The following is a 7615-nucleotide window of genomic DNA, read 5'->3' as shown; positions in this document are numbered from 1 at the left end:
TAACGAAAAAGGGACCCGGCGAAGCCGAGTCCCTGTCTGTGCGCGATACTGGGATCGAACCAGCGTGGCACTCTCGGGGCGGACGCGCAGCGTTCGCGAGTGCCGCGAGGTCACTGGTCGTGCTGTAACGAAAAAGGGACCCGGCGAAGCCGAGTCCCTGTCTGTGCGCGATACTGGGATCGAACCAGTGACCTCTTCCGTGTCAGGGAAGCGCGCTACCGCTGCGCCAATCGCGCCTACATGAGGCTATTCATTTGTTGAGAGGTGGCGACGGGATTCGAACCCGTGTATACGGCTTTGCAGGCCGCTGCCTCGCCTCTCGGCCACGCCACCGTATGGTGTTGCCACCTATTCATATTGCTAGGCAGTTGACCGTAAAGTCAGCTCCCAGAGCGGATGACGAGATTCGAACTCGCGACCCTCACCTTGGCAAGGTGATGCGCTACCGCTGCGCTACATCCGCACGTTCACGTTGCCGTGTACTTGAATGACTATAGGGGGTGCCCGGCAACCCGCGCAAATTTGGGCGTGCAGCCCGGGCGTGGGAGGGGCTTGTGTGTCCGGACTCGACTCGCTCGGAGTTCCTGACCGGGTCCCGAGATTGTGATGTGGCCGGCGAGAAGGAGGTGGCCTCTATGCGTGGAACGGCGCGCCGTTCGGTGTAGGGCGGACGCGGAGCGTTCGCGAGTGCCGCGAGGTCACTGGTTCGTGCTGCAACGAAAAAGACCCGGCCTGGGCCGGGTCTTTGGGAGTGCGCGATACTGGGATCGAACCAGCGCGGCACTCTCGGGGCGGACGCGCAGCGTTCGCGAGTGCCGCGAGGTCACTGGTCGTGCTGTAACGAAAAAGGGACCCGGCGAAGCCGAGTCCCTGTCTGTGCGCGATACTGGGATCGAACCAGTGACCTCTTCCGTGTCAGGGAAGCGCGCTACCGCTGCGCCAATCGCGCCTACATGAGGCTATTCATTTGTTGAGAGGTGGCGACGGGATTCGAACCCGTGTATACGGCTTTGCAGGCCGCTGCCTCGCCTCTCGGCCACGCCACCGTATGGTGTTGCCACCTATTCATATTGCTAGGCAGTTGACCGTAAAGTCAGCTCCCAGAGCGGATGACGAGATTCGAACTCGCGACCCTCACCTTGGCAAGGTGATGCGCTACCGCTGCGCTACATCCGCACGTTCACGTTGCCGTGTACTTGAATGACTATAGGGGGTGCCCGGCAACCCACGCAAATTTTCGCGGCGTCCCCGGGCGTGCCGGGCCGGCGCGCGGCTGTTTTCCGCGTTTTTCTCGCCGATCCGGATTTTTTGGCCCGAGTGTCGGTGGTGCCGGTTACTGTGGACGCATGGTGAAGAACGCCCGCTCCGCGCTTGCTCGGGGTCTGTGGATCGCGTTCTTCGGGGCGCTCGTTGTCGCGGTGTGCGTGGCGGTGAGCTTTCGTCAGGAGATCAAGGATCACTTCGCGGCGGTCGCCTTCGATCCGAGCGTGCGCGTGTCCGAGGTGTCGCACGACCTCCGTCTCACGGAGGCGGGGGAGCGCATATTCCTGGCGACGCATCCGACCGTGGATGGGAGCCAGCACTTCAACGCGCAGTGCGCCGGCGTAGACCACTCCGAACAGGGGCACGTGCTCGGCTGTTTCACGCAGGACCGGATCCACCTGTATGACGTGACGGATGAGCGTGTGGCAGGGATCGTCGAGGTGACCGCGGCGCACGAACTGCTGCACGCGACCTTTGCCCGCCTGGGGGAGGGGGATCGGGCGGCCCTGACGGCGAAGCTGCGCCAAGAGTACGAGCGCCTGAGCGTTGATGACGCTGAGCTGCGAGAACGGATGTCGGTCTACGAGCACCTTTCGGACAGCGCGTTCGCGAACGAGCTGCACTCGGTGCTGGGAACGGAGGTGCGTGAGCTCTCGGATGATCTCGAAGCCCACTATGCGCGGTGGTTCCGGGATCGCGGCGCGATCGTTGATACGTTTGCGCGCTACCACGCGGTGTTTGTTGACCTGCAGCGGCAGGCAGACGAGATCCAGGCCGAGATGACGGTACTGCGCGAGGACGTGGAGCGCCGGAAGGTGGAGTACGGGGCCGCCGTGGAGCAGTTCAATGCCGACGCCGCCGACTTCAGTGCTCGGAACGAGCGGTTCGAGTTCTCGGATGCGCCCGCCGCCTTCGAGCAGGTGCGGGGAGACCTGGAGTGGCGGCGTGCGGAGTTGGAGCTCACCCTCACCGAACTGCAGGGCGACATTGATCGGTACAACGCACTCCGGGATCAGCTCTCGGCGCTCAGCGAGGTGAGTTCGGCGCTCGACCAGCATCTCAACAGCGACTTGGCCCCGGTGACGACACGCCCGACAGAGTAGCGGCACTGGCGCATGAAATCGCGGAATACGTGGCCCTGGTGACGCGGTGGTGGCAATCCGTGTACTATCGATCAGGTTGGCGCAGCACGGAAACGAGCAGCGAAACGGGCGATTGGCGCAGTTGGTAGCGCGCTTCCTTCACACGGAAGAGGTCATCAGTTCGAGTCTGGTATCGCCCACCAGCACGAAAGCCCCGGCACCGCCGGGGCTTTCGTCATTTCCCGGGAGAACGCGCGAAATTGCGTTCTCGCCGATCGGTCGCGGCGGCCGTGGCGCGCGATGCGCCCCCGCGAGGGTTGTCCGCGATAGAATTGCGGGGTCCGTGTCACCGTACTGAAGGAGTGTGCCCCTGTGGCCGATGGCTTCTCCCTGTTTACCGATCGCTCGATCGTCGCAATGCGACTCAATGGCGAGCTCCGCGACCTGGCAACGGAGGTCACGGAAACGGACACGGTTGAGCCCGTTTCGGTCGACTCCGAGGACGGGCTGAACATTCTGCGTCACTCCGCGGCGCACGTGCTCGCGCAGGCGGTGCAGCGCATCAACCCGGAGACCACGCTCGGCATCGGCCCGCCCATCACTGACGGTTTCTACTACGACTTCGATCCGGCGGAGCCGTTCACGCCCGAGGATCTCAAGGCGATCTCCAGCGAGATGCAGAAGATCATCAAGCAGGGGCAGCGGTTCGTGCGCCGCGTCGTCACGGAGGACGAGGCCCGCGCCGAGCTCGCGAACGAGCCGTACAAGCTCGAGCTCATTGGGCTCAAGGGCGGCGCGGCGGAGGGCGGCGACAACGAGAGCGTCGAGGTCGGCGGTGCCGAGCTCACGATCTACGACAATGTCGACCCCAAGACGGGTGAGGTCTGCTGGAAGGATCTGTGCCGCGGCCCGCACGTGCCGAGCACCCGCGTCATCGGCAACGGCTGGGCGCTCATGCGCAGCGCCGGTGCGTACTGGCGCGGCAGCGAGGCGAATCCGATGCTGCAGCGTATCTACGGCACCGCCTGGCCGACGAAGGACGAACTGCGCGCCTACCAGACCCGACTCGAGGAGGCCGCGAAGCGCGACCACCGCAAGCTCGGCGTGGAGATGGACCTGTTCAGCTTCCCCGACGAGATCGGCTCGGGCCTCGCAGTGTTCCACCCGCGTGGCGGCATCATCCGCCACGAGATCGAGAACTTCATGCGCTCGGAGCTGCTGAAGAACGGCTACGAGGTCGTGAACAGCCCGCACATCACGAAGGGCTCGCTGTTCGAGACGAGCCAGCACCTCAACTGGTACAAGGACGGGATGTTCCCGGCCATGCACCTCGATGAGGTCGTTGACGCTGAGGGCAACGTCACGAAGCAGGGCCAGGACTACTACCTGAAGCCCATGAACTGCCCGTTCCACAACCTGATCTTCCGCTCCCGCTCGCGCAGCTACCGCGAGCTGCCGCTGCGCCTCGCCGAGTTCGGCACGGTGTACCGCTACGAGAAGAGCGGCACGCTCTCCGGCCTGACGCGCGTGCGCGGGCTGACGCAGGACGACGCGCACATCTACGTCACCGACGAGCAGGTCAAGGGTGAGATCAAGACGCAGCTCGAGTTCGTGTTCGAGACGCTGCGCGCCTACGGCCTGAATGACTTCTACCTGGAGCTTTCGACCCGCGATCCCGAGAAGTCGGTCGGAACCGAGGAGCAGTGGGCGGAGGCGGAGCAGACGCTGCGCGAGGTGGGCGAGGAGTCCGGGCTGGAGCTCGTGGCGGATCCGGGCGGGGCCGCGTTCTACGGCCCGAAGATCTCGGTGCAGGCGCGCGACGCGATCGGCCGCACCTGGCAGCTCTCGACGGTGCAGCTGGACTTCAACCAGCCCGAGCTGTTCGAGCTGGAGTACGCCGCGGCCGACGGGACCCGCAAGCAGCCCGTGATGATTCACCGCGCTCTGCTGGGATCGGTGGAGCGGTTCTTCGCGATCCTGCTCGAGCACTACGCCGGCGCGTTCCCCGTGTGGCTCTCGCCGACCCAGGTCGTGGGGATCCCGGTCGCTGAGCAGTACGGCGAGTACCTCGACGGGGTGATCGCTCAGCTGCGCGCGCAGGGCGTGCGCGCCGAGGTCGATCACAGCGATGACCGGATGCCGAAGAAGATCCGCAACCACACCAAGGCGAAGGTTCCGTTCCAGCTCATCGCGGGCGAGGACGATCGCGCGGCGAACGCCGTGTCGTTCCGCTTCCGCGATGGCACCCAGCTGAACGGCGTGCCGGTCGCCGAGGCCATCGAGCGCATCACCGGTGCGATCGCGGCGCACGAGCAGGTGTCGACGGCGTGGACGGCATAGAAGACCTCGGCACCACCGCCGCGGTGGGCACCCCGGACGACATGGAGCGTCTGTGGGTGCCGCACCGCATGGTGTACGTGAAGGACCACCACCAGCCGGATCACCGTGATTGCCCTTTCTGCGAGGCACCCACCAAGACTGACGAGGACGCGCTGATCGTGGCGCGCGGCGAGACGGCCTACGTGATCCTGAACCTGTTCCCGTATAACACCGGTCACATGCTCGTATGCCCGTACCGGCATATCGCGGGGTACGACGAGGCAAGTCCCGAGGAAGTTGCCGAGATCGGTGCCCTCACCCAGCGGGCGATGCGGATCGCCCGTGAGGTGATGGGCTGCGACGGTTTCAACCTGGGGATGAACCAGGGCGCGATCGCGGGTGCCGGGGTTGCCGCGCACCTGCACCAGCACATCGTGCCCCGGTGGGCCTCCGACGCAAACTTTTTCCCCATCATCGCGAAGACGAAGGCGCTGCCGCAGCTCCTCGGAGAGGTGCGCGAGAAGCTGGCGACGGCCTGGGCCGACCCCCCGGACGTTCCCCGGTAAGCAGCGCGCTCGCGCCGCGCGTCGGGAGACACGACACGCACCCATCCAGAAGTTCACCGCAGTACATTCATCGAGAAGGAGTCCCCAATGGCCGGACACTCCAAGTGGGCGACCACGAAGCACAAGAAGGCAATCCTCGACTCGCGCCGCGCGAAGGCCTTTGCCAAGTACATTAAGGTCATCGAAGTGGCCGCCCGGATCGGCGGCCCCGATCTGCAGGGCAACCCCGCCCTCGTCGATGCCGTGCAAAAGGCGAAGAAGAACTCCGTCCCCGGCGACAACATCGACCGCGCGATCAAGCGCGGTGCCGGGCTCGACGGGGAAGCCGTCGAGTACACGACGATCATGTACGAAGGCTATGGCCCGAACGGCGTCGCCCTGATGATCGAGTGCCTCACCGATAACAAGAACCGCGCAGCCGCCGAGGTGCGGACCGCCCTGAGCCGGAACGGCGGCACCCTCGCGGACCCGGGCTCGGTCGCCTACAACTTCGCCCGTAAGGGCGTCCTGACGGTTCCGGCCGCCGGCACGACCGAGGATGACGTCCTCATGGCCGTCCTGGAGGCGGGCGCGGAGGAGGTCACGCCGACGCCGAACGGCGAGTCCTTCGAGGTGCTCACGGATCCGTCGGAGCTCGTCGCGGCCCGCACCGCGCTCGTCGAGGCCGGCATCGACTACGATTCGGCGGACGCCGAGTTCGTGCCGAACGTGAAGATCGAGATCGACGCGGACACGGCTCGCGCGGTGTTCCGCCTCATCGACGCCCTCGAGGATAGCGACGACGTGCAGAACGTCTACTCGAACTTCGACCTGAGCCCCGAGGTTCAGGAAGAGCTCGGGAACGACGAGTAAGCCGGAGAGCACCGGGACGCGACGTGCGCATCATCGGGATCGACCCCGGGCTCACCCGCTGTGGCATCGGTATTGTCACAGCGGGTGCGGGCCGCCGCGTCGAGTTCCAGCACGTCGAGGTGCTCGGGAGCCCGGCCGGCGCGCCCCTGCCGGCCCGGCTCCACCAGCTGGGATCCAGCATTCGGCGACTCCTCGACGGCGAACGCCCGGACGGGATCGCGCTCGAGCGGGTGTTCGCGCAGCAGAACGTCGCGAGTGTCATGGGCGTCGCGCAGATCAGTGGTGTAGTCATGTATCTCGCCGAGGAGCGCGGGATCCCCGTCGCGATGTACACGCCGAACGAGGTGAAATCCCAGGTCACCGGCTACGGCTCGGCAGACAAGGCGCAGGTCACCACGATGGTGACGCGGCTGCTCGGCCTGGCGGCCCCGCCGAAGCCCGCGGATGCGGCGGATGCGCTCGCCCTCGCGATCACGCACGCGTGGCATCTGGGACGCGGCGGCAGCGCCGATCGCCAGCGCGCCGCGGCCGCGCCAGGGGAGACCCCCGCGCAGCGCGCGTGGCGCGAAGCCGAGGCAAAGGTCGGCCGGCGCCGGAGTGGCCCGCGGGGCTAGGCCTCCGGATCCCGGGCCGGGGGTGCGTCCTCGGTCGGGTTCGGCCGCATGTTCCAGAGCGGATCCGGCTGGACGTCCGGGCTGCGCCGGGCACCCGCGCCGGCTTGGGTCGTGCCGGATCCGGCATCCCCGGTGCCGCCGTCGGCCTCGCGCGCCGAGAAGTCATCGTCCTCGCCGAGATCCTCCAGGTGCGCGAGATCGATGGGCAGCGTGATTGCGCCGGTGTGCAGGGCCTCCTCGATCACCTGTTCCACCTGGCGCTGTCGGCGCATCCGGATCCGGCTGAGGGCGCGCTGCTCGGGCAGGCTCCAGCCGAATCGCACGGCGAGGAGCCGCAGCACGGCGGTGACGATCACGCACGCGATTCCGGCGATCAGCACGGGCACCCCGAGCGCGATGAGCACGGCGAGCGTCGCCACCCCCACGAGGCTCGCGACCGCGTAGAGCGAGCCGACGTGCATGAGCGCGATCGGAATATTCAGCATCACGTCGCGGAGCACGCCACCGCCCACCGCGGAGACGGTGCCGATGAACAGCGCGGGGATCACGGGCATGCCCATTGCGAGCGCCTTGGTCGTGCCGATCGCGCCGAACATGCCGATGCTGAGCGCGTCGAGCACCGTGATCACGGGATCCACCTTCTGGAGCAGGCGGGGGAGCAGCATGCCGATGAACGCGGCGCCGGTGGCGACGACGAGATAGAGGTTGTCCGAGAACGCGGCCGGTGTGACCCCGAGCAGAATGTCGCGGAGAAACCCCCCGCCAATGCCCGAGGCGATGCCGATGATGGCGACGCCGAGCAGGTCGATGCGTTTGAACCCGGCCGCGAACATCGCGCCCTGCAGGCTGCCGACGCCGACCGCGACGAGGTCGAGCGGCAGCGGGGTCTGGAACGTCTGGTCAATCACCTCACCATTGT

6 protein-coding genes and 7 tRNA genes are annotated in these 7615 nt (G+C 66.5%); 6 read left to right on the top strand and 7 right to left on the bottom strand.

Translation table 11 applies throughout. The features are described 5' to 3' along the window. Window positions 1–164: 164 nt before the first annotated feature. The 6 genes from D3230_RS08645 to D3230_RS08620 form a co-directional block, all read right to left on the bottom strand. Window positions 165–236, bottom strand: a tRNA-Val gene (locus D3230_RS08645). A gap of 26 nt (window positions 237–262) precedes the next feature. Then, window positions 263–333, bottom strand: a tRNA-Cys gene (locus tag D3230_RS08640). Between the two features lie 58 nt (window positions 334–391). Continuing rightward, a tRNA-Gly gene (locus tag D3230_RS08635) sits at window positions 392–463 on the bottom strand. 414 nt (window positions 464–877) lie between these two features. Continuing rightward, window positions 878–949 (bottom strand) — tRNA-Val (locus tag D3230_RS08630). Between the two features lie 26 nt (window positions 950–975). After that, window positions 976–1046, bottom strand: a tRNA-Cys gene (locus D3230_RS08625). Window positions 1047–1104: 58 nt separating this feature from the next. Beyond that, window positions 1105–1176, bottom strand: a tRNA-Gly gene (locus D3230_RS08620). Between the two features lie 170 nt (window positions 1177–1346). On the opposite strand from D3230_RS08620, the gene D3230_RS08615 reads away from it, so the two are divergent. From D3230_RS08615 to ruvC, 6 genes are all read left to right on the top strand, one after another. After that, the gene (locus D3230_RS08615) at window positions 1347–2366 is read left to right on the top strand and encodes a hypothetical protein (protein ID WP_202344634.1); all 1020 of its coding nucleotides are present in this window, start codon (window positions 1347–1349) and stop codon (window positions 2364–2366) included. Window positions 2367–2472: 106 nt separating this feature from the next. Next, a tRNA-Val gene (locus tag D3230_RS08610) sits at window positions 2473–2548 on the top strand. Between the two features lie 169 nt (window positions 2549–2717). Further along, complete coding sequence (gene thrS / locus D3230_RS08605; RefSeq protein ID WP_202344633.1) at window positions 2718–4685, top strand: threonine--tRNA ligase; 1968 nt, start codon at window positions 2718–2720, stop codon at window positions 4683–4685. 41 nt (window positions 4686–4726) lie between these two features. After that, window positions 4727–5230 (top strand): HIT family protein, encoded by a 504-nt coding sequence (locus tag D3230_RS08600; protein ID WP_202344859.1) that lies wholly within the window; start codon window positions 4727–4729, stop codon window positions 5228–5230. Between the two features lie 87 nt (window positions 5231–5317). Continuing rightward, window positions 5318–6082, top strand: a complete 765-nt coding sequence (locus D3230_RS08595; RefSeq protein WP_202344632.1) for a YebC/PmpR family DNA-binding transcriptional regulator — start codon at window positions 5318–5320, stop codon at window positions 6080–6082. A gap of 23 nt (window positions 6083–6105) precedes the next feature. Next, the gene (gene ruvC, locus D3230_RS08590) at window positions 6106–6696 is read left to right on the top strand and encodes a crossover junction endodeoxyribonuclease RuvC (protein ID WP_202344631.1); all 591 of its coding nucleotides are present in this window, start codon (window positions 6106–6108) and stop codon (window positions 6694–6696) included. On the opposite strand, the gene D3230_RS08585 is transcribed toward ruvC, so the two are convergent. Next, window positions 6693–7604 (bottom strand): trimeric intracellular cation channel family protein, encoded by a 912-nt coding sequence (locus tag D3230_RS08585; protein ID WP_337249136.1) that lies wholly within the window; start codon window positions 7602–7604, stop codon window positions 6693–6695. The genes ruvC and D3230_RS08585 overlap by 4 nt on opposite strands. Window positions 7605–7615 lie beyond the last annotated feature (11 nt).

Origin of the sequence: Leucobacter chromiireducens subsp. solipictus (assembly GCF_016758195.1) — a bacterium.
In the GTDB taxonomy this organism is placed as follows: Bacteria; Actinomycetota; Actinomycetes; order Actinomycetales; family Microbacteriaceae; genus Leucobacter; species Leucobacter solipictus.
This window is presented reverse-complemented; position numbering and strand designations above follow the sequence as displayed.

What these genes read in the sequence shown, in the direction of transcription:
- D3230_RS08595 (WP_202344632.1), top strand. Translation starts at nt 5,318, where the DNA reads ATGGCCGGACACTCCAAGTGGGCGACCACGAAGCACAAGAAGGCAATC.
- D3230_RS08615 (WP_202344634.1), top strand. Translation starts at nt 1,347, where the DNA reads ATGGTGAAGAACGCCCGCTCCGCGCTTGCTCGGGGTCTGTGGATCGCG.
- D3230_RS08600 (WP_202344859.1), top strand. Translation starts at nt 4,727, where the DNA reads ATGGAGCGTCTGTGGGTGCCGCACCGCATGGTGTACGTGAAGGACCAC.